This is a genomic window from Pseudomonas sp. KK4, from assembly GCF_001984065.1.
Lineage (GTDB): Bacteria > Pseudomonadota > Gammaproteobacteria > Pseudomonadales > Pseudomonadaceae > Aquipseudomonas.
Window position 1 is genome coordinate 1 of sequence record NZ_LYVP01000092.1, and the last position, 20894, is coordinate 20894.

At 58.7% G+C, this 20894-nt stretch carries 10 protein-coding genes; 4 read left to right on the plus strand and 6 right to left on the minus strand.

All coding sequences use genetic code 11. The features are described from left to right. Positions 1-148 precede the first annotated feature (148 nt). Positions 149-1336 (minus strand): pyridoxal phosphate-dependent aminotransferase, encoded by a 1188-nt coding sequence (locus B0W55_RS22780; protein WP_077048165.1) that lies wholly within the window; start codon positions 1334-1336, stop codon positions 149-151. Positions 1337-1801: 465 nt separating this feature from the next. On the opposite strand from B0W55_RS22780, the gene B0W55_RS22785 reads away from it, so the two are divergent. Further along, a complete protein-coding gene (locus B0W55_RS22785) occupies positions 1802-2086 on the plus strand; it encodes a LuxR family transcriptional regulator (RefSeq protein WP_077048173.1) in 285 nt (94 codons plus the stop codon). A 51-nt stretch (positions 2087-2137) separates the two neighbouring features. Further along, complete coding sequence (locus tag B0W55_RS22790) at positions 2138-2869, plus strand: response regulator (protein ID WP_083743219.1); 732 nt, start codon at positions 2138-2140, stop codon at positions 2867-2869. A gap of 17 nt (positions 2870-2886) precedes the next feature. Here the strand turns inward: B0W55_RS22790 and B0W55_RS22795 are convergent, their stop codons facing one another. The 5 genes from B0W55_RS22795 to B0W55_RS22815 form a co-directional block, all read right to left on the minus strand. Next, complete coding sequence (locus tag B0W55_RS22795; RefSeq protein WP_077048166.1) at positions 2887-3726, minus strand: RHS repeat-associated core domain-containing protein; 840 nt, start codon at positions 3724-3726, stop codon at positions 2887-2889. Further along, a complete protein-coding gene (locus B0W55_RS22800) occupies positions 3726-7622 on the minus strand; it encodes an RHS repeat domain-containing protein (RefSeq protein ID WP_077048167.1) in 3897 nt (1298 codons plus the stop codon). Before B0W55_RS22800 ends, B0W55_RS22795 begins: the two co-directional genes overlap by 1 nt. Positions 7623-7694: 72 nt before the next feature. Next, entirely contained in the window at positions 7695-10565 is a 2871-nt protein-coding gene (locus tag B0W55_RS22805) for a hypothetical protein (protein WP_077048168.1), read from the minus strand. A gap of 104 nt (positions 10566-10669) precedes the next feature. Continuing rightward, positions 10670-13084, minus strand: a complete 2415-nt coding sequence (locus B0W55_RS22810; protein ID WP_077048169.1) for a hypothetical protein — start codon at positions 13082-13084, stop codon at positions 10670-10672. Between the two features lie 50 nt (positions 13085-13134). Further along, positions 13135-14952: a hypothetical protein gene (locus B0W55_RS22815; protein ID WP_077048170.1), complete on the minus strand. Its 1818-nt coding sequence runs from the start codon at positions 14950-14952 to the stop codon at positions 13135-13137. Positions 14953-15146: 194 nt separating this feature from the next. On the opposite strand from B0W55_RS22815, the gene B0W55_RS22820 reads away from it, so the two are divergent. Beyond that, positions 15147-15632 carry a hypothetical protein gene (locus B0W55_RS22820; protein ID WP_077048171.1) on the plus strand — a complete coding sequence of 162 codons (486 nt, stop codon included), beginning with the start codon at positions 15147-15149 and terminating at the stop codon, positions 15630-15632. Positions 15633-15658: 26 nt separating this feature from the next. Next, on the plus strand, positions 15659-20782 hold the full coding sequence (locus tag B0W55_RS22825; protein ID WP_077048172.1) for an RHS repeat-associated core domain-containing protein: 5124 nt from the start codon (positions 15659-15661) through the stop codon (positions 20780-20782). The last annotated feature ends 112 nt before the right edge of the window (positions 20783-20894 follow it).

The following is a 20894-nucleotide window of genomic DNA, read 5'->3' on the forward strand; positions in this document are numbered from 1 at the left end:
GCTCCCACAGGGGGATGCATTCCAACATGGGGATCAGGCAATCAGTCATCGCTGGCAGGCCAGCTCCCACAGTTGATCGGCGGCGTTCACGCATCCACTTGTGGGAGCGGGCTTGCTCGCGAAGGCGTCAGGGCTGGCGCCGCCAATTTCAGGCTCGGCGCGCTTCGAGCATGTCGGTTGCGCACAGTGCTATGCGTCGGCAGGCGTCGGCCAGTTGGGGTTGGTCGACCACCAGGCCGATGCGGATATGTCCTGCTGCGCTCGGGCCGAAGGCTTCGCCGGCCAGCACTGACACGCCGTAACCCTCCAGCAGCCGTTCGGCAAAGTGCTGGGCGGTCAGTCCGGTCTGGCGCACGTCGACCATCACGAACATCCCGCCGTCAGGCCGGATCGCCCGCAGGCCAGGGCAATGGTTGAGGGCGGCACACACCAGGTCGCGGCGCTGGCGATACTCATCGCGCATCGCGGCCACTTGCGGCAGGTACTCATCGAGCGCCAGTTGCGAGGCGTTCTGAATGAATTCGGGAATGCCGAACAGCATGCACAACGACAAATGCTCCAGATGATCGGCCAGGCGCTTGGGCCCGATCACCCACCCTACCCGCCAGCCGCTCATGGCGTGGGATTTGGACAGGCTGTTGATGGTCGCCGTGCGCTCGGCCATGCCCGGCAAACTGGCCGGGCTGATGTGCCGGCCCTCGTACAGCAGATCGCTGTAGACCTCATCACTGATCAGCCACAGGTCGTAGCGGATGCACAGCGACGCGATCTCCTGCCAGATCATCAGCGGCAAGCTGGCGCCGGAAGGATTGTTCGGACTGTTGAGCACGATGGCGCGGGTTTTGGGCGTGATCAACGCAGCGATATCCAACGGATCGACCCGAAAGCCGTTCTCCGGCCGCACCGCCACCGGTATCACCCTGGCGCCGATGGCACCGAATACCCCTTCATACGTGACGTACATGGGCTCGGCAACAATCACCTCGTCGCCCGGGTCGAGCACACATTGCGCAACCGAATACACCGCGCACTGCGCCCCGGGGAACACCACCACATGTTCGGCCGACACCCCCTGCCCGCTGCGTTGGTGGTGCCGGCGGGCGATGCTCTCGCGCAGGCCCAGGGTGCCGCGCACCGGCGGGTAGTGGGTGTCGCCGGCCAACAGGCTGGCGACGGCGGCCTGGACGATAGGCGGCGGGGTATCGAAGTCCGGGTCGCCAATCGATAGCAGCAGCACATCGATACCCTGTTCGCGCAATTGCAGCGCTCGATCATGAATCTGCCAGGCCGCCGCTCCGTCACCGGCGATTCGTTGGGTCAAGGCTGAATAGCGCATGTAGTTCTCCTGTGGCGCGGGTTCCAAGCCACAACCCTATCTCAAATCGGCAAACGCGCCAGCGCGGCGTTTCAAATCGACGGACGGCCTGGTCGTTGCCTTTCGAAGGCGAGCGGCGAGCCGGACATTTTTTCGACCGGCGCCAGCCCCCTCTCCGACCTTCGCCATGGGTAAAAAAGCCCGCTTTATCAAAAAATTATCGCCCAGGCGCATGACCCAAGAACTCCGAGATAACTCCTACAAACATCGTTCTTTTGCCTGACAGCCTTTTGCCCGATGCTTGATTACAGTTCGCCACCTGTAATTTGTGACAGGTTCCAAGGAAAGGGAATCGCGCTATAAGGAAATCGTGCCTCCAGCCGCCGCACCGGTGGTTGCAGGACGGTCGCGCGAACCACGCCATCACGCAGTAGGAAGATTCCACCGCGCCCACGCCGTCAATGATGATGAATGGGAGATTCGCTTATGTACCGCTCCACTAATGCATCAGTTCTATCGTCGCCAGCCCCGGTCGACTTCGACCTGCCGCAAACCCCGCAACCCCAGGCGATCAGCCTGACGGCCAGGGAAAAGGAAGTCTTGAAGTGGGGGGTGGCCGGCAAGTCGTCCTGGGAAATCGCCAGGATCTGCGAATGCAGCGAGGCTGGTGTGAACTACCACTTTTGCAATATCCGCCGCAAATTCGGCGTGAGATCGCGCTGGGCCGCCATGGCCAAGGCGCTGGAACAGGGCTTGATTCAATCCTCTTGAACGGGTCTGCCTTCAGCGGTCAGCGCATTGTCGATGCCTGTTGAGACCTTTATGCCACTGGAACAAACACCCCGATCCATACCGTTATCTCTCTCCCGCGAAGAGGCCTGTGACGATACGCCCGTATCGCACAGGCACCGCCCGGACCGAACCCTGCGCATCATCCTGGCCGATGATCATCCCGTGGTCCTCAAAGGGGTCGAAATGGCCCTGGCCTCGAGCGGACCGGCCTGCTTGGTGGTCGCCCAGGCCAGCGACGCCGATGACTTGATCCGGCATCTGACCCACACGCCCTGTGATCTGGTGATCAGCGATTACTCGATGCCCCATGGCGAATTTCCCGACGGCCTGGCGCTGATGGGCTATATCAAACGCCACTTCCCCCACATTCCCCTGATCGTGATGACGATGCTGCGCAATCCCTCATTGCTGCAAGCGTTGCTCAACAAAGGTGTCGACGGCTTGTTCGACAAGCGCAGCCCGTTGGGCGAACTTAAACGGGCAGTGAGCCGCGTGGCCAGTGGTCAGCCCTATCGCTGTCGCACGTTTGCCCCCCTGCTGCCCGCCTCCCGCCAGGATGCATCGCTGGGGAGCCTGTCGGAGCGCGAGCTGGAAGTGGTGCGGTTGTTTGTGCAGGGCTTGTCCGGGCGGCAGATCGCGGCGCAGTTGAACCGCAGTGAAAAGACCATCAGCCGGCAGAAACGCACCGCCATGGACAAGTTGGGACTTGGCCATGACGGTGGGTTGGTGGAGTTTGCTCGGGTGAGCGGGTTGGGAATCTAGAATTTCCCCAACATTTATTACATATATCGCCTCCTCCCTGCTCGAGTCAGCACGGGTGGTTCCTTGGCCGGTTTTCTAATATCCGCTCTTGCTTGCGCGACTGTATCCAGAGTGCGCCCTGCCCGTGCGGCGAGTGCGTTCTGGCCTTGCGTGTATTCTTGCAATGACATCTTCGGCACAGGATCAATGCCCCGCTCTGTTTCTTCGATTGCATTGAACAACTCATCCATCGTTGTCCAATGCTTCGCCTTCAATCCTTTTTCATAAGTGACTCGCTCCGCAGTCTCATTGAAACTGACCTTCTTCTTAGGGCCTTTTTTCGGAGAGACAACGCTTTGCGAATCAGACGCTCGTGCACCTCGACTAGAACTCGCAACCGGTAGATTGTTTTCCGTAACACGTTGCGCGCTTGCGGCAGAAGCCGAGTGCACAATCCATCCATCCAAATAATCATCAGCGTTATTGATCGACATAGCCGTTAGCCTTGAAGCTGTTTTGGCTGCGTCAGTCTGGCTAATCATTAGCGCTATTGGTAATAATTTGAGCACTCCATGCCCTGACGGGTCTTTATTTTTGACGGGATTCCCATTGACGTAGGCGTACGCATTCAACCCCCCCTCCCCAAACGGACTCCACCGATCCCCATCCGGGCACTGAAACCGCAGCAACCGCGTATCGAACATCCGATACCCCTTGCCCAGGAAATAATCCCCGGTCAACGAATCCCGGAGCTCGCCGTTGTAGCCAAGGCTGCCCTCTTCGCCCTTGTCATACCCATAAGCCGTATAGGTGATCGGCCTGCGCCCCTGCCCGCCGGCCTGCGACAAGACGCTATTCTTGTCGTCGCCGGCCAGCATCAGGACTTTGGGTCGGCACCTGCCTGCTGCTCGGCGAGCACGGTCCCGTTGCCGAACATGAATGTGCTGCTGTTTTCACCATCGATCCGATTGGCCGGCTCATCGCCACGGTAGAAAAGTCGCTCGTCGGCGCCATCGCCGCGCATTGCCGACAGGGTGTCCTCACCGTCATAACCGTAGCTTCTGGAGCCCCCACCGTCCGCCGCGCTGACCGTTTCCAGCCGGCCGAGGGTGTCATAGGTCATGCGCCATTGGCTGTCCTGCTGCATGTTGCCGTTTGCGTCGTAGGTCATGACGGCATCGAACACCTTGTAGTCGGCATGGGAGTTGGTGACAGCGCCCAGCTGTGCCGGATCGGTCCGGTCGTAGGTGTACAGCGCGGTGTTACTGCCCCCGGCGAATTTGGTTCTGACTTCCTCGATGTTATCGATGACATCGAAGTAGAACTCGTTCTCCATGATGGTTTTACCCGCCGGGTCCACCGGCGACAGCGGACCGCTGCTGGTGTAGTACTCGAGGCGCCCGCGCAACTCGTATTCATAAGTCTCATGGCGCAGGGAAGCACCGCCGCCATCGGCCCCCTCGCTCAAGTCGCGGATCACCACCTGGTCCAGGCCGTTCCAGGTCTGGCTCAAACGCTCGGCGGTGGCGCCGAAGTCGAACACCCTGGAAATCTCGCGCCCCTGGGCGTCGTAGTCCAGGCTGATGGTCAGGCTCTGTTTCGCGACCGTGTCTTCGGTGTGAATGCTTTGCGTGAGGCCCTGGTCGTTGTAGGCAAAGACACTTTTCACATGCCCCGGTTTCCCCGCCTCGCCCAGCTCGGTCGAGATCAGTCGGCCGCCGTCGTCATACTCGTAGTTCTGGACCTGTTTGAGCACATCGGTGTATCGCACCAGTCGCCCCAGTCGGCTGTACACATAGGTCATGTCGTAGCCCTCGCGGGCCTCGGTCACCACTTCGCCATTGCTGTTGTAGGTGCGTGCCAGCGTCAGGCCCTGTTCGGTCGACTCCAGCAAGCGCGCGTTGAGCGGATCGTAGGTGTAAGTCGCCTCGATCGGCGCCAGGGTCGCCACCTTGGGCTTGGCGGTACGGGTCAGGGGCTCTTCCGTCAGCGCCGGTGCGTAGGTGTACTCGATCACGTCGCCACTGGGCCGGATCACCCGGTCCGGCTGGCTGTCGCTGGAATCGAACTGATACTTCGTGACCCGCCCACCGGTGTTCGATTCGGTCATCCGTTCCAGGCCGTCGAAAGTCTGCGTACCAAGCACCTTGCCGTTGACACTGATCAGGGTCGGCAGGTCGTTGCGGCTATGGGGGGCGTACTCGCGCACCACCCTGGCCAGGTCCGGCAACCGGGTTTCGATCATGCGATCGAACACATCGTAGCGATAAAGGGTTTCGAAATTGCTCGCGTTCTTCTCCGATGCCGTGCGAGCCAGGCCGTCATACTTGTAACTGTACAGGCTGATGCGTTTGTCGCTCAGGTCCAGGCGCTCGACGCTCACCGGTTTATCGAAGCGGTTGTTGAGGGTGACCGTCTTGCCCATGCCCTCGATCCACTCTTCGGTGCGGAAGGTGATCGGGTTGACGCGCGTCCAGGTCTTCACCTGGTCGGGACCGGTGACACTCTCCTGCTGACCCCAATGGTCATAGGTAAAGGTGCTGGTCAGCGGCCGATCCTGTTTCTCCAGCCAGTCGATTTCGGTTTCATCGATCATCTGCCCCAAGGCGTTGAAATTGGCCCCGTAGATGGCGCGATACTGCGGTGGTTGACCACCGGCATTGTCGACATCCTGCTGCTCCTCGAACACTGCCCGGTTCAAGCCGTCGAACACCGTGCGGGTTTTCACGCCCTTGACGTTCTCCACCACCTGGCTGGCCGGTTGTGACTCCGGTGTTTCACCCTGCCCCGCCGGGCGGATCAGACGATAGGTATAGGTGCGGGTCGCCGCGTGTTCCGGGCTGTCCGGGGCGACTGTCTCGGTCAGCGTGCGGCCCAGCACGTCGTAGGTGGTGCGGATCTGCACGTCCTTGTCGGTGGTCAGCACCGGCAGACCGCTGAGCAGCGAGCGTTCCTCGGTGATGACTTTGCTGACCGCATCGAAATCGGTACTCAGGGTCTGGACCGTGCGCAGCACCGTTTCGCCGGCAAAGGTGCCGTAGGTGGCGCCGGGTTTGCTGTAGGTGAACGCGGTGGTGGTGGTGTAACCCGGGTTCACGCCCTGAGTGACGGCCGACTGCTCGATTTGCCCATGCAGCAGCTTGTCTCCCGGTTTTTCGACGTAGGTATTGACCGTGCGCTCCAGCAGGGTTTCGGTTTGACCATTGACCTCCAGCAGCGACTCTTCCGCCAGCGCCACCCACGGTGTGGTCATGACCCCGGTGATGGGGTTTTTTTCGACATATTTGTAGCGAGTGCGCAATACGGCGGCGCCAGGTTGCACGTCGGGGATCAGCAGCGGGTCCGAGGCCGGGGTCACGGTTTTCTCGCGCATGTGCCGCACAAAACCGTAGGGGTCTTGCGGGCATTCGCCGGGCACGCCTTCGGCCGGGTACCAGGAGGTGCTCTCGATGACGCCACTGGCCTGTTGGCTCAGGGTCTGGTTACCGTGAATGTCGTACTCGCTCAGCTCCTTGTCTTCACGCCAGGTGCGCGCGTCGTCGGTCAGCTCCCAGCGGCTCGCCACCTGCTTGGGAAGCTGGCACTGCGGGACCTGGTTGTCGAAGGTATCGGTATCGTTGGCGTAGTAAGTGGTCGTGACCGTTTTGCGATGGGTGCCCTCGGTCGTCTCTTCCGAGGTCAGCAAGTGGAAACGGTTGAAGGTGCGGGTGACGGTGCGAACGGCGTCGTCGCCGTCCATCAGTCGCTCGGTGGACTGATACAGATAGGCGCCAAGGACTTTGTAGAGGTTGTCCTCGCCGCTGTCATCCCAGGCAATAGAGGCGTTGCGGCCGAGGAAATTGTTGCCGTTGTTGCTGTAGGTGTAATTGACCACGATCGGCGGCTGGCCACCGCCCGGCTCGGTGATGTGGTCGGTGACCCGTGGCACATGCAGGAAATCCACGGGGCCGGGAAAACCATGGCCGCTATCGTTGTACTGCACGATTTCGTGAGCCCCCAGCGGCGTCCAGACTTCCTTGATGCACGTCTGCTCGCGCTCGCGACCGTATAGGAATCGCCAACCGGCGCCGTTGCCGGTGGGCAGCGAAATGCGCGTCATCTGGTCGCCCTCCAGGTGCAGGGTGTAGACCGCCAGCGGCACGCCTTGCACGGGTTTGAGGCGAATTTCCACGGTACTGGCGGTGAGGTTGCGAATGATCTCCAGCAGCACGCCCTGACTATCGCGCAGGGTGCCGAGCATGCGCCCGTGCCCGGCTTGCTGGTAGGCCAGGGTCACTCCGTGCCCTTGCGCGGAATACATCTTCACCGGCATCGCCACTTGCGGCGTGCTGCCGGTGAGTTGGAGGATCTCGACCAGGCCGTTGGAGTGGACCACCCTGTACTCGCCGCGGGGGTCGTTGGTCAGTTGGTAGAGCTTGAAGCTCTGGATTTTCTGCTCTTTCATCTTCAAGCGGTCAGCCTCGCCCTCGGTGGCGTAGGTGCCCGTGACCTTGAAGCTTTCACCGGAATGCACAGCGATGATCTGCGTGCTGGGCGTGTATTGCGTCAATGCCACGCGCCAGCCTTCACCGTAACCGTTGTCGATCGTGCTCAGCGGGTTGTAATGGAGCTTTAAAGGCACCACCGGCCCGCGCAAGTCATTGACTTCGACTTCGTGCAGCGAAAGGCCCACGGTGTACAAACCCGTGCGCGGGTCGACCCCCGAGTTGACGAAACTTCTGAAGTTGAACGCGTTGGAATGCACATTGGTTTTTTCTGCGTTAACACGGGTCATGGCTACGCCCTCGACAGAGGAAAAGAAAAGGCACCGGCATCGGCGGCGCTGTTGTCAGCGCCGCAGCCGTCGTCAAAGTTCTGGAAGCGCGGTGAGGGAAAACCGATTGCGGTTGCCATCGCGGAAGGTGATTCGTATTGCGTGCCGATGCCCTTCGTTGTCGGTGAGAATCATCTGCAGGCTTGCCGGTCTTCCATTCTCCCTTTTCAACGGATGCAAATCCTTGTTGCCCGGTTTGCCACGCCAGTCGTCCTGTTGAACATCGGTACGACGAAACAGAGCGAGCAACAGGCGCCCCTCTGCCACGCCGCCGCGCACGGAATGTTCCAGCACGGGCTTGAGAATCGGGTTGGCTTTGATCAGCGAGTCGTAATGCATCACGTTGCGGTCATCGTCTTTTTTCGGATCGTTGAACGCGTAACCGGTAAAGGAGAACATTTTTTCGTTCTCCCACGGGCTTTCCCAAGCCACGATCGACACTGGAGAGCGTTCACCCGGCTGTGGCCTCGCCAGCTCCAGCGTTCTGAACGTCAGGGCCCTGAGGCCTTCCTTCAGTTCAATATCGTAATAGTCGACGGTGGTCAGATACTTGTCGAAGTCGGCTTCGTTCTCTTTGTCTCCAGCGTCACCCTCGCCCCCCTCTGACATGCGACGACGCACGAAGCTGAAATTGCTGGGATTGAATTCAGGCGATGGCTGGGGTTCGATCTTGATGATGCCGGTTTCCTCTCCGGGATATTGATCCGAGGGCAGTGGCACACCATCGGGGTTATGGATCAAGGCAAAGAACGCCGTGACCTCTTTGTCCCGTGTGACCAGATAGCGCGTGAATCGGTTGGGCAATTCAGCCGCCGGCGCCGCGCTCGCGTCGCTGTCGAATGTGCCCTGATAAGTGTTGTAGTCATTCTGTTTGGATGCCTGAGCCCACAGCACATTGCTGCCCGGGACGTACGGAATGCCATCCTGACCGGGCTGAATTTCAGACACCTGGTTCCTTGAGCTGAGAAAATGCAGCCTGACAGAGGCCTCCTCTTCCGCCGTCAGGGATCGACCATTGGTTTCGATGTGGATTTCTATGGGCACCATCTGCAGACCGTTGTTGTAGAGCTTTTTCGAGCGCAGTGCGGTCAGGTTGAACTCGCCTACCATTGTCCAACCGGGCTCGTCGTCGAAGTTCTTGAGTTTGATGATGCTGTAGCCGGTCTTGACCAGAAAGTTTTCATAGAAGATGTCGCACTTGACCACGCTGAACGGCTTGGTGCTCTGTGCGGGCGCCTGGAACAGGCCATCCTGCACGGTGCCGCCATCGTCGCCCAGCACTTGCCAGCGGCGCTCGAACTCAATGGGCACGTCCGACTGTTCTTCCAGCTTCACGGTGCCGGAACGCGCGAGGGTGCTCACAAAAGCCGGCTCGATCTTCATGGTGGCGGCAAAGTTGGACAGCACCACACACGCTTGCACGGTCTCCCCCGTGCCATCCGAGACTTCGATGGGCTGCGCCAGGAAGTGCTCCGGCAAATCTTGCGCCGGCGGGGTGTAGACCGCCGTGTTGCCGTTGGCGACCAGGGTCCCGTATTCAGGCTTGCTCCAGGTCAGGGTGCTGCCGCTGAGCGCCGTGGCCACGAAGGTAACGGGCGCGCCCCGCACCTGGCGCGGCACGCAGGCCGGCGACAGAGTCATGGCCTCGGTGGTGACCAGCACCAATGCCGAGACGCGATGCTCCACGGCAGGTTTGCCGTCCTCTGGGGGCTGCAGCCAAGTGGCGGTGACGATGTTGCGTGCCAGTTGCGTCCCGATCTGCGCCGCGGAAACCGGCGTGTAGACACCCGTGGCCGGGTCGATCCTGCCCCCCGAACCGATGGTGTTGAGGGGTTTGACCGACCAGGTCACGTCGCTGACCGGAGCGCCATTGATATAGGCCTTGTAAGTGATCGGGCTGCCGCCCGCCTTCATGCTGTGAACCTCGGGCTGGACGGTCATCGAGCTGGTGGAAGGCTCCAGGCTGCCGAACACCACCATGTCCCGGGGCGTATGCCGCGAATGCTCGACAAACACGTTTTTCCGGCCCGGAAACAGGATGCTCTGCAGCAATTCGAGTTTCTCGTCGTCGGCGCGCGCGACATAGTCTTCGGACAGCACCAGGGTCGCCGAATACAGAGGCACTCCGTTTTGCTGGTCATCCGGAATCAAGTAGGGGAACAAATCCTTCGAAGGGATATCTCCGCCCTTCTCGCTGCCCCTGAGCTTGATCATCACCACTACCGCGCCGTCCTGGGCATTGGCCGCACCGGGCAACTCCGCCCCCGGCGCGCGCTGGGTGAGGATGATGAAATCAGTCGGGCACAGATCGCCACCCCGGTTGAGATCCAGATACCCCACTTCGTACACCTGGCGCTCGAGCGGCAGTTGCCTGAAGCGCTCATGAAAGAACTCGCCGATCTTCTGCTGGCTGGCGGCGGGGGCCGCCAGGTTGCAGGCAAATTCGACCCCGTCAGTCAGCTTGAGGGTGACCCGTCCCAGCCGGTCGACCACGCCCACCACCAGTGACAGGTCGAGTTTGATGGTCAGCGTGTAACCCTGGGCTTCGGTGATTTCATAGCTGTACAACAGGCCGGTGTTTTGCTCGTAAGCGGTGAACGAGCCGCCCAGGATGCTCAAGGTCAACAACGCCCGGGAGTTATCCAGGGCGGCCGGCTCGAATGACAACTGCGGCCGGCCCAACATCACATCTTTCAACACGCCCCGTTCGGTTTTGGAGTCATTCAAATACATCTCGCCACTGAATGCTGGAACGAAGTTGATCCCGTCGTATTTTTCCAGCCATTGCTGTTGCAACACCCGATTAACCCGCGCGCGGTCAAGCGCAAGAACGGCGCCCCACTTTTCGGTGATGGTTTGCTGTTTCATCTTTTCAAGAATACTGGCGAGTGAATTGCTGGCCATGATGATTATCCTCAACAATAAAAGTGCCGGCGCAGTTGGAGAGCCTTCTTGACTGTCCAAGCGGCTCGAAATAGCGCTTATTTGTTCAGTAACAACAGCGGTAATTAAACTTCCGGCATTCCGTCAGCTCCCCGTTGTGGCGCTTCCGGGTCTGGTCTGGGCGGCATGGGACCCAGTGGCAAAGGTTGAATGGAGAATGCATCGCCCAAAAAGAACGTGCCGTTCAGAACACAACTGACCGTGATGATCACAAATTGGTGTTGGCTGTTGGGGTCTGCTTTGTAAAGACCGGTTTGGTCAATCGTTCCCGCGCCCGTCTCGGGGAAGCATTTCCAGGTTGGCGGTGCAGGAAGTTCCTGATTACCGGAAGTGGCAGAGAATTGCGCTTGCCCGGGTGGCAGGCCTTGGGTCTCAATCTTCATGACCAGACCCTGAATGTTGTGCGTCACCACAACATAGGAAGTTTGTGAATGTCGCGATGTTTCGACCTTGACCTCCTCAATCACGAATGTCTTGTCAGTAAACTTCTGTTGCGGTGGCGCGGTGTAGACGTTGCCGCGATCCGGGCTGGTCTGCGGCATGGTGCCCTCACCGATGACGGTCCATTTCAGCGCACCGCTCATGGCACTGGCCGAAAAATCCCGCTTCTGCAATTCCTCGCCCGATGCAGGGCATGTCTGAACCAGTGGATTGAGCGTGATGGCCCGGGCCGCGATGGTGATCAGGGCTTTGCTGATATGGGGTTTGCCGGCACTGCCACCACCGGTTGCGGTGATCTTCACGCGTTTATAGGTACCCTCTATCTGGTCGAGGCCCGGGGCGATGTATCTGCCGCTGTTGGCGTCGATTGTCCCGGCGCCGGCGGTTGTACCGTCGAGGTTACTGACACTCCATTTGACCCCGGGTGTCACCGGCGAGGTACTGAACGTAAAGGTCTCGCCATAACTCAGTATCTTTTCTTGCGGCTCGACGGCGAAGGTGGTCAGGCGCGGGCTGATGCTGGCGAAACTGAGGAAGTCGCCGGGTGTATGCACAGTTTGAAATTCCACCGCATCGGTGCTGTTGAACAGCAGGCTATTGGCGACGAACAGATCAATGGCATCAATTGAATTGAGCATATTAATGACGACACCAGTGATCACAGGCGCCATGTCATCTCTGAAGCCTCCCTCCGTGTTCTTGTTATTGAGGTAATTCCTGACAGCCAAAGAGATGTCAGCATTTGGAGAGTATGCAAAGGAGTCAAAATTCAGACTTTCAACTTTTATTACCAACCTTTTACGTTCTTCATCTATCGAAAGCAGGTAGCGACCTGACATTCCAATTGCAAGCCACAGATCATGTGAACGGCCATTAATTACACAATTGACTATTTGACCACCGTGAGCATCACCTCCTGCAATGCCCATACCCAAATAGTCTGATCCCAACCCCAGGCCAAACTTTCTATCCTGATCGACATACATTTTCAATGGAAACGCGCCCAGCGTCACATGCTCTATCAGCCCATTGTGGCCCACCACATCAAAACTCACCGGGGGCATTTTAATAGACGCCACGCTTTCTGGCTTGGCTTGATAGTTGGTGATCAACCCTGTATCACCCGAAAACTCCACCAGGTCGTTCATAGAGGTGCCGAATGCGCGCACTACCGCTTCAGCAATAATTTTTCGCATGAACAACTGATTGGAAAGCATCAGGCTTGCATTGATCCCTGGCATATCATTCGGGATCGGGTAGTACCAATCCTCTCCAGGCGTCCCGCCTTCCAACTCCCCCTTCATTGCGATTCGCAACTCCAGCGCGCCATTGCCGAAATTGGCGGCATTTCTGACATTGGCACCCTCTTCCATGACGGTGCGTAACTTGAACTTCGCCGGCTTGAGAAACTCCTGCTCGGTATGGGCCAGTTGTCCCAACTTGAACGTTCTGCGCTCCGGGTCGGCTTCGCGGAATTTTCTCTTGAAATAGGCCCCGCCCACCCGACGCACATGTTCGATCCGCGAACCGGTCAATTCCCAGGTGTAGCGTTGTGTCGCCGGATCCCCCAGATCCAGCACCACTGTACCGCCCTGGTCGACCTCCCCTCGTATGTCCTTGAGCAATACCCGGTTGGCCTTGAGTTCTGGATGGTCAAGCGGGTCGTAAGAGCCGATCTTTACCACTTCCGCAGTACCGCCTGCATTGGTGAACATTTCAATTTCGGTACCACCCACAATCGCCATGCTCATGTTGGCTTCGGCGACATAGTTGCCGTTTTCGTCAGGATTGTTCTCGAAACTCAAACGGGCAACGTCAGTCTGGTAATCGTTCAGCCAGTACCAGGTGGTCAAACCGGTTGCATAGGTGTCATCAATGGGCGGCATGTAAGAATCACTGTCAAACTTCTCAATGTATTCTTGCCGCAGCAGGCGGTTGCATTGATCGCGGTCATAAGCAACGAATGCACTCCACTTGTTAGTGCGCGATTCCAATGCCATCCACTTCAAATAGTCTGCACGATTGACTGACTTGGCCATGATAGTGATCCTTGTTTATCGAATAGAGATCCAACGTCGACGTGCATTCATCACGCCTGCAACGTAAATCTCGCATCATTAAGGGTAGTTACAGCGCCGGGCTCATACGTAATAGTGACTGCCACGGTCAAGTTGCCCAGCTGAAACTTTCGCAACTCCGCGGCACTGATGTGCATTTCAACCAACTTGCTGTCTACTTCCGCCTTGGTCACGACATGCTGGTCAAACAGCGGGAAGCTGTAGTCCTGGCCACTGCTGTTTTTACCTTTGAGCAACGCATTCAATATCTGGTCTTCACGCATGTAGACCCAGCCTGGCTGGAAAAAGAACCTTTCACCCTGAGCCGGTACCAGCACAATGGAAATACTGCCGTTGGAGCCCTGTGCCTGAGTCGATTGGATGGTCGGATATTGGGTTTTGGGCACCGGCACCACCCGCACGGTGAAGGTCCCGGATTTTTCCGGCACGTCTTCGCCCTGAGGGGTGACGTAGTAGTAGACCGGGACCTGCCGGTCCATGTTGGCCGGAATGTAGCGCGACGGAATATTGAACGTACGCCCGCCCGGCACGGTGGGCGTGCTGACCGTGTGTTTGCCGGTGGTCCCATAGCCATCCCAGTGCACCTCGATCTTGTCGACGGGCACGTAGCTGGCGTCGTCATCGAGCCTGAGATTGATGCCGGAACTCACCAGCGTCACGGCGTCGATATCACCTTCCCCCACCACAGGCGGATTGCCCGGCCGGGCACCCTCGACGATCACCATCGGCAAGTTCAGCCGATCGCGGACCACCGCGGGATAAGCAACCGACGACATCGCCGCGCCGATCCAGGCGAACTGGTACTGCAGATTGATCGGATAACCGTTGCTGGCCATGACCCAATCGCCGGGGACCAGGAACTCGATGAAGCCCCGGTCGATGGTCGAGATATCGACTTGGGTCTTGAGGATCAAGGCGTGCGCGGCATCCGCCTCGGAGTCGACATAACACAACACCTCGTCGCCTGCGCTCATGCCGGGCCAGGCATCGATGCGCAAGGGCATGCCTTCGAGAAATTGCGACGGTTTGATCGGCGTGCCGCTGGTGTGACCAACGATGGTCAGGGCCGGCAACAGGGTCGCCGGATCCGGCGCCGTCAGCTGGAAGGTTTGTGTGGCAGACAGGGTTTTTTCGTCGGTGGTGTCCGCGTATTGGATGCCGTAGCGGATTTCGACCCGGCCGCCGTTCACCCGACGCAAGTCGCTTTTGGGCAAATGCAGGGCAAGCGGTTTGCCAAGATCGGCCTTCAGCACATCTTTGGGATACGCGAGCGCCGGCAAGTATTCCTGGCCATCCGCATAAAAGCGCCGGCAATGCAGGGTGACGACATCGCCGACCGCCAATGCTTCGTAAGGCACCATGAATACGCCCAACAGGGTTGGCGCGGCGTCCACATCCAGTTGCAGGTCGTGTGACTCCTTGATTTGCAGCACCGGCAACGCAGGCCTGGCCCGGGGGCGTTTGCCCACATAGAAAAAAATCCGTTTGGACTCATCGCCCGGCGTCGGGTTACCGAAGGGTTGCACCCGGTAGGAGTAGAACGCCCAGCCCTGATCGAGGTTGACGATCGTATGGTTTTCGATCTCTGCCGGCATGCCATCGGGCGTCAACAGGGAAGTGTCCACCGTCACCTGATTGTTCAGCTCATCGACCACCGTGCCGTCGGCCGCACAGCCGCGAAAATTGAGGATCAGCGTATCGCCGTCGCTGTTCTCGATATCGGGAAAGTTGATGTAGGTCATCAGCTTGGCACTGCCCAACTTGTCCACGTCGATGGCGTTGTCAGCCTCAAGCGCAGGGAGGGTCGGCGCGGGGTTCGGATCGATCATATTGAACTTCCTTACTTCAGGCAGTTATCACGGCAAGTGGGTGGACGCCGGAGTTATTGAACACTGTTCTACGCCTGAACATTCGGCTTGGGAACTATCAGAACTGCTAGGTTTACCCGGATCGAAATCCTGATAGTGTTCTTCAAAAGGTCAGCACATCGACCATTTGAATAACACCACCGGAGTCATTCCACATGGACAAGAGCAGGTTATTTATCGGCGGGTTGTTGGCAGGACTTGCGCTTGTTCAGGCGGGTTATTCGCAGGCTGCCGGAACCATTGTCATTTATGAAAACATGGAGGGATTTACCTGCAGCATTCCCGCGGAAACAGCACCGGACGGCGGACCGAAAGACTATATACTCAGCAATTACAGCTGCACTAACGACCAAGCGTATTTCACATCACTCAATGACGCAGATTCTGCATTGACCATTACTTACTTCGACGACAAGTTTGATGGGTTCCCTGGTTTTCCACCCAAGTGCCTGGACAATGAAGGCTGGGAAATAGAACTGCTGACGGTAAAGCAACCGACCTCTACAGAAAAAATAAATCTTGCATCGATAGCCGACGCGAGTAACGGCAGCATCATTGCCCCCGGATTGATGAAAGTGCGGTTCCGGCCCGGCAACGACGTGAAGGGAAAACTGTCCTGTATTCGCGTCGAGCGTAAGTAACGGCGCACTGTCTTCGAGGTTCAACCATGACCGCCCCCACCGCACTGCACTCCAACGCCACCAACTTTGCCAGTTTTGTAAAGTCCGGGGTCGACCCGCGGACCGGTCTCTATACGGTTTCCTGTTCACTGCCTGAAGTGAAAACCTGTGATCTCAGTGGCCCGGTCGTGCCCTTGCAACTGGGCTTCAACCCGCTCAACACCCTCGACAACGGTTTCGGTACCGGCTGGAGCCTGGCGCTGACCGAATATCGGCCGAGCAATCAGATCATTTCCTTGCATTCAGGCGAGAGTTTCAAGGTCACGGGCAACTATGCCGACGAAGGTGAGCCCGATCGGCTGAAGATGAAAGAGCAGAAAATCCCGACCTTCAAGCTCTATCAACTCAAGAGCGACCCACGTGGCGAGTTCATGGTGGCGCACGCCAACGGGCTGGTCGAAATCCTCAAGTTGACCGGTAGCACGCCGCAAGTGGCAATGCCGGTCAAACTCTATTCGCCCCAGGGCCATGAAGTGACCCTGGCCTATCAGAACTTTGCCAAGGGCCGGATGCTGAGCACCGTACGGGACAATCAAGGGCTTTTGCTGGAGGTGATCCGCAACCTCACCGCGAACACCGTCGAAATTCGCCTGAAACCCGTGCAAGGCGTGCCGTTGGCGGTCTTTACCCTGCACATGGAAAATGACTGGTTGGTCCGTATCAGCCTGCCCACTCCCAATGGCGCTGGCTGGCGCTTTCTCTACGGCAAGGAACGCGACCAGTTGTGCATCAAACAAGTCTGGACCCCGCTGGGTGCCCACGAAACCATTGGGTACAACGACAGCGGCCACGGTTATCCGGGCAATTCGGGTTACGACAACCTGCCCCGGGTCACCGACCATGTGACAGCACCTGGCGGTGGCCAGCCACCGATCGTGATGAACTACAGCTACAGCGACAATGGCAACAATTTCCTGGGGCGCAACGCCTCCATCGACTGGGAAGACGACGAAGGCGACAACCTTTACAAGGTCCTCGGCCAATACCTGTATGAATCCACCGAGCGCCTGATGGACGGTACTCAAGCCGTACGTACCGTGACCCGTACGTTCAATCGGTTCCACTTGATGACGGCGCAGGTGTCGACTCAGGGCAATTGCCGAAAATCCCTCGATACCACTTATTACGCCAACGACACCGATACGTTCGAGAACCAGGACCCGCGATGTCAACTGGCCAGGCAGGTCACCGAGATGTGGTACCTGACGGACGACCCGCGCAGCTGGCGCTACGACAAGAAGCTCACCGAGTACGACATCCACGGCAATCTGATCAAAACGGTGCAACCCAATGGCATCACCGAAGAGATCGTGTACTACCCGGCCGAAGAAGTGCCCGGTGAATGTCCGGCAGATCCGTACGGCTTCGTTCGCCATGTGCGAGAAAAAACCGTCACCCCGTCTTCGGACCCTGCCCTGGTGCCAGACTTGCAAAGTGGCGGCGCCACGTTGCGCTCGCGCTACCGTTATGAATCGATGCTGCCCATCAATGGCAGCCAGACGCCTTGGGTCGCATTGATCGAGGAACGCCTGCTGGAGGTCAGACAAACCTCCGAGCAGCTGTTGCAGCGAGTGCTTTACACCTTCATCAACGAGCCTGCCAATCCCGTCACCCATGGCCGCCGGCAAATAAAGGCCGTCACCACGGGCGAGGCGCCAGGCTTTACCACGCTGACGCGATACGCCTACAGCAAAACGAACGCCACCTATGCCACGTTCGCCGGTGAAACGGTGTTGCGCACCGTGGAAACCGTCAGCACCGACTTTGACAGCGCTACAAAAAGTGTCACCCACGAGCGTTCGTTGCTCAATGGCGAGCCGTTGCTGATCAACGACAAGGATGATGAAGTCCGCTACAGCTACGACCAATTGAGCCGGGTCGTCAAGGAAGAGGAATCCCCCAACACGCCGTATCCGGCCAGTCGTACGTTCACCTACAGGCTGATACGTCCGGCAGGCCAGGGCGAATCACCGGTGACGGATCTGGCCGGTCAGGAAATGGAAGACGTCAAGAAGGCCAAGGTCCGTACCTGGCTCGATGGTCTGGGGCGCACGGTCAAAGAGGAGCAGGAGGACCTCGACAACGCGGGGGGCAATCCGCCTTTGTTTCGCCTGACCTACGAAGCCCGCTATGACCCTTTCAATCAGTTGCTCGCCGAAACCGAAATCGATTGGCTGGAAAAAACCGACCTGAAACTGACCAACACCTACACCTATGACCTGTGGGGCCAGCGCGACAGTGTCACCGGGCCTGATGGCGTCACCAGCCACACCCGCGCCAACCCGATTACCTTCACCGTTGAACAGTGGACCGAAGGTGTGGGCAAGTCCGTGACGGTGACCAATCGTTTTGAAAAAACCGCCAGGACCGAGTTGTATGATTTGAGCGGGCGGCGCGTGAGTGTGCACCGCTTCAAGTACAACGGCCTGGGCAACTGCACCGAAGAAGTCGATGCGCTCGGTCGCGTTTCGCGATTTCGCTACGACGCCCACGGACGCCTGGTTGCCAACACCCTTCCCGACCTGACGGTCATCAGCCAGACCTATTCCCCGCACACCGACACACCGTTGGTGACCTCGCTGACCGTGCAGCCGGGTAACATTGTGCTGCCGCCCGTGCCCCTGGGCACCCAGCAATACGATGGCCTGCAGCGGCTGACCCAGATCGATGTCGGGGGGCGTCTGCAGCAGTTGCACTATGAGGACGGGCGCGTGCAACCTTGTCGCCGAATCACCCCGGCCGGCAAACCGATCATGTATGAATACAAGCCCGGCCTGACCACCCAACCCACCGCCATCAAACCGCCGGAGGGTGACATTACGTACGACTATGACCTGCTCAACGGCAATCTTGAAACGTCGAGCAGTGCGCAGGGCACCTATAGGTTCACCTACAGCCACGCCGGGCATCTGAGCACCGAAAGCTGGAAAGAACCGGGCAACCCGGTGCCATGGGTCACGCGCTTCACCACGTCCTTGAAGGGCCGCATGCTCAGTCGCACCGACGTCGGCCAGCAACTCACCGAAGCCGACTACAACCTGACCAATGGGCGCCTGATGGGCTTGCGCCAGTGCCAGTTGCAGGCGGCGTTCGAATACGACCACTGCGGACGCCTGTACCGCACCACCAGCTGCGACCTGGGCAGCGGCAACACGCTGACCACAACCTTGACGTTCAACGACATTGGACAGGAAATCGAGCGGACCCTCGCGTTGCGCGACAGCACGGGTCAGCCGCTGCAACCTGTCCGCTCCATCGAGCTCGGCTACCTGGCCGATGGCAACGTCCAGACCCGCCACCTGCGGGTGGATAACAAGACCGCGTTGCTTGAAACCTTCGAGTACGACCTGCGCGGACGACTGGAACTGTACAAATGCTCGGGCGACGAACTACCCAAGGATCGTTTCGGCAATGCCATCGTCAGGCAGTATTTCGAGTTCGATGCCATCGACAACGTTATCTACAGCAGCACCGATTTCGATGACGGCAGCCAGAACAATACCCAATTCGGCTTCGCCAACGACGACCCTTGCCAACTGATCAAAGCCACCCACAGCCATGCCGACTACCAGGTACTGGTGACAGACTTCAGTTACGACCTGGACGGCAACCTGACGCGCGACGAACTGGGACAACAGTTGAGTTACGACAGTCAGGGGCGCCTGCTGGGGGTCACGACAGCGAGCGGTCAGCCGGTAACGGCCTATGACTACGACGCCCATGACCACCTGGTGGCGGTCAGGCCAGAGGGCGAAGCGCAAAGCCTGCGATTTTATGAAGGCACCCAATTGAGCGATGTGGTGCAAAACGGCCAACACACCCAATTGCTTCGCCACCGGGGCCATCCACTGGGGCAACAGAAACCTGGCGACGACAGCCAGACCTTGCTGTTGCTCGCCGACGCCAAGCACTCGGTGATTGCCGAAAGCCAGGCCGATGAATTGCGCACGGCGGTTTACACCGCCTACGGTGAGCGCAGCAGCGAGGCACAATTGCAAAGCCTGCTGGCCTTCAACGGCGAAGTGCGCGACCCGGCCAGCGGCTGGTATTTGCTTGGCAGCGGCTACCGGGCCTATAACCCCTGCCTGATGCGTTTCCACTCGCCGGACTCGTCGAGCCCGTTTGGTGCAGGCGGGATCAATTGCTACAAATACTGTCTGGGCAACCCCATCGCGTTCAGCGATCCGTCGGGGCATATGGCGACCTCAGTGCTCGACAGGCCCGCGGTGGCGTACGCCGCAGCGGGTGTTGCGCTGTCCGTTGGCATTGCCTTGAGTATATTCACGTTCAACCCGGTACCACTCGCACTCGCTGCTACGGCAATTGCCAGCGCTGCAGGCGTCAGCACCGCCACCGTCGTGACGATTGCCAACGGAGTGCTGGCCGCGACGGCGGCCATCACCACGGCGGCGAATGTCCTGACGTTACCGACTTTTGTTGTGGGGATGGGGGTTGAAGGGGTTGCCATGTTCACAAGAGATGCGACCGCGCGAAACAACCTGCACTGGATCGGGGTGGGGATCGACATGATCAATCTGGTCAAATTCAAAGACGTTGTGACAACGGCTGTTCCGGTCTTTTCGAGTGTAAAAGCCAGAACCCCTTCCATTGTCAGTACCGCCAGTGCTACTCCTCGGGCAAGTATCGCCAGCCATTCTTCTCAGGCAAGCGTTGCCAGTACCACCGCCAGCGCAGTCAGTCCCGTCAGACCCAGACGTGCCAGTACCCCGGATTTCTCCGATTCGGTCCGTGCAGACGGCTTGTCGAGTAGTCGGGAGGTGATTGCCGCAGATGATTTCGAGTCGTCATTTGGAGTCAACATCCAGGAAAGTGCGGGATCGAACTTCACTTTCGGTACCCAGTTCAGTAATGCTTCCGAGGTGACGGAAACCGCCGCGGCCGCTCCGCCCGCCGTGGCTTTCCAAATATCGAACAGCAGGTCAAATACGGGGATTGGCAGCGTCCTGCCGGCGTCCATTCAATCAAGAATCGTAACGACGTTGAAACGATTTGAGCTGCGACCCTCCGGCCTGGATAAACTTATCGGCCAGCCCGCGCCCATATTCTCCTGGCCGCCACCGCCCAAACCTGTACAGCCTAAACCCAGGTGAATAGGGTCACTCCATAGCCAGACAGCCTCAACGGTTGCCTGGCTTTTTGTTTGAAACACACCGTCACAAAACCCCTCACACCCCCGCCTCAATTGAGAGTTCTCTCATATCC